The 2,852-nt window shown below is 71.9% G+C and carries 2 protein-coding genes; both read left to right on the forward strand.

From position 1 onward, the window contains the following. Window positions 1–1,960, forward strand: a 1,960-nt coding sequence (locus AC1D15_RS25300) for a sensor histidine kinase (protein ID WP_477828151.1), incomplete at its 5' end; no start/stop codon positions are given. After that, window positions 1,935–2,567 (forward strand): response regulator, encoded by a 633-nt coding sequence (locus AC1D15_RS25305; RefSeq protein ID WP_047511637.1) that lies wholly within the window; start codon window positions 1,935–1,937, stop codon window positions 2,565–2,567. The genes AC1D15_RS25300 and AC1D15_RS25305, both read left to right, overlap by 26 nt. The last annotated feature ends 285 nt before the right edge of the window (window positions 2,568–2,852 follow it).

The raw sequence follows: 2,852 nt of genomic DNA on the forward strand, positions 1-2,852 counted from the left end.
GACCCCACCGCCCGGCGCGCCACCGCCGCCGATCACCGAGATCGCGGCCGTGCGGCGCCTGCTCGACGATGCGGCACAGCGGCGCGAGGCGGCCGAAGCCACCTTGCTGGTGAGCGAGCAGCGCTTTCGCCGCCTCTTCTACGAAGCGCCGCTGCCGCAGGCGCTGGTCACGCGGGACGGCGTGCTGGCCGGGTTGAATGCCCGATTCGTGCAGGTCTTCGGCTACGGCCTCGACGACATCCCCACGCTGGACGACTGGTGGCAGCGCGCCTACCCCGACCCGCGCTATCGCGCCGAGGTGATCGGCAGCTGGCAGGCGGCGCTCGCGCAAGCCGAGACCGCCACCGTGAAGGTCGCGCCGATCGAGCGCCGCGTCAGCTGCCGGGACGGCACGGTGCGCACGATGGTGGTGTCCGGCATCGGCATCGGCGACGATTTCCTGTCGACCTTCTTCGACGTCACCGAGCGCAAGCAGGCCGAAGCGGCGCTGCGCGAGAGCGTCGGCTTGTACCAGCGCACGCTCGACAGCATGCTGGAAGGCTGCCAGCTGATCGACTTCGGCTGGCGCTACCTCTACCTCAATCCGGCGGCGGCGCGCCAGCACCACGGGCAGACCCAGTCACTGGTCGGCCGCACGCTGACGCAGGTGTATCCGGACATCGAGGCGACCCCGGTGTTCGCGATGCTGCAACGCTGCATGCGCGAGCGCATCGCGCAGCACAGCGAGATCGAGTTCGTGTTCGCCGACGGGACTCCCGCGTGGTTCGACCTGAACGTCCAGCCGGCGCCGGAAGGCGTCGCGGTCTTCAGTGTCGACATCACCGAGCGCAAGCGGGTCGAGGAGGTGCGCCAGCGGCTCGCGGCCATCGTCGAGGCGTCCGACGACGCGATCGTCAGCAGCACGGTCGACGGCCTCATCACGAGCTGGAACCGGGGCGCGGAACGCACCTTCGGCTTTGCCCCGGACGAGGTGATCGGCCGGCCGGTGCACGAGGTGCTGCGCTCGCCGCACGGCCTGGAAGAGGCCCGCGCCGAGGAGCGCCGGCTCTTCGACACGCAGCGCGGCGGCGCTGCGGGCGGTGCCCAGGAGGTGGTGCGGCTGCACCGGCAGGGGCAGCCGGTCACGCTGTCGGTCGTCACGGGCGTGATCCGGGATGCGCAGGGCGAGGCGGTGGCGCTGTCGGCGATCCTGCGCGACATCACGCTGTCGAAGCGCCGCGATGCCGAGTTGCAGCGGCTGCTCGCCGAGCAGGCGCAGCGCGACGTGCTGATGCGCGAGCTGACGGCCCGGCTGCGCACGCTGCGCGAGGAGGAATGCACGCGCATCTCGCGCCAGGTGCACGACGAGCTGGGGCAGCTGCTGACGGGGCTCAAGATGGACGTGCGCTGGATGACGCGGCGGCTGGCCGCCGGTGCGGCACCGGCCGACCTGGCGCCCAAGCTCGCGGAGGCGGAGGCGCTGATCGACCAGACGGTGGCGACGGTGCAGCGCATCGCGGTCGAGCTGCGGCCCAGCGCGCTCGACACGCTGGGCCTGCCGGCGGCCATCCGCGACGAGGCGCGCCGTTTCGAGGCGCGGACCGGGATTGCCGCCGCGCTGCGGGCCGACCTCTCCTCGCTGCCCGACGCGGCGGTGGCGACGGCGCTGTTCCGCATCCTGCAGGAGCTGCTGACGAACATCGCCCGCCACGCGCAGGCGTCGGCGCTGAGCATCACGCTGGCTGACGACGGGGACGCCTGGATCCTGCAGGTGCGCGACGACGGGGTGGGCATCCCGGTCGAGACCGCGCGCCGCGCGACCTCGCTCGGCCTGCTGGGCATGACGGAGCGTGCAGAGGCGCTCGGCGGCGCATTCCGCATCGAGCGCTGTCCGCAGGGCGGCACCCTCGCGACGGTGCGGGTGCCGCATTCATTCATCGAACCGGGGGCCGGGCATGCAGCACATCCTGATAGCCGATGACCATGCCGTGACGCGCCACGGGTTGCGCGAGCTGCTCTGCGACGCCTTCGACGGTGCCGACGTGACCGAAGTGGGGGACGGCGACGCGGTGCTCGCCGCCCTCGCGCTGCATGCCTGGGACCTGCTGCTGCTCGACGTGCTGATGCCGGGCCCGGGCATCCTCGAGCTGCTGCGCCGGATCCGTGCGCACAGCGCCGACGTGCCGGTGCTCGTGCTGACGGCCAGCGACGAGACGGGCTACATCGTCGAAACGATGAAGGCCGGCGCGAACGGGCTGATCCACAAGCACCGGGCCGTCGACGACCTGCTGCTGGCGGTGCGGCGCATCGCCGACGGCGGCACCTACCTGCATGCCGACACGGCGGTGGCCATCGCCAGGCTGCTGCAGGAGCGCCCGCCGACCCGGCTCCACCACGACCTGTCCGAGCGCGAACTCGACATCTTCCGGCGCATCGCCCTCGGGCGTGCGATCAAGGAGATCGGCTTCGACCTCGGCCTGAGCGAGAAGACGGTGGCCACCTACCTGGCGCGCATCCGCGAGAAGACCGGGCTCATCAGCCACGTCGAGATCGCCCGCTACGCGCTGAAGAACGGCCTGGTGGATTGACGGCCGCGCGGTGGTGACGGCCGCGCAGTGACGAGCGTGTAGGCAATTTGCCGACGCCCGTTGCCGCAAATGCGCACACGGCGCGGCCCGGGCCGATGGCACGATCCCGCCATGCAGCGCGAGCCTCGACGCCCCACCTTCCTCGTGGCCGACGACGTGCAGGCCATCGCCCACCTGGTCTGCGAGCTGCTGCGCGAGAGCGGTGCCGAGGTGGTGGCCTGCGCGACCGACGGCGTCCAGGCGCTGCGGCTGTTCCACGCGACCTTGCCCGACGCCGTGGTGCTC

The sequence above is a fragment of the Rhizobacter sp. P2_H2 genome (genome assembly GCF_056403375.1).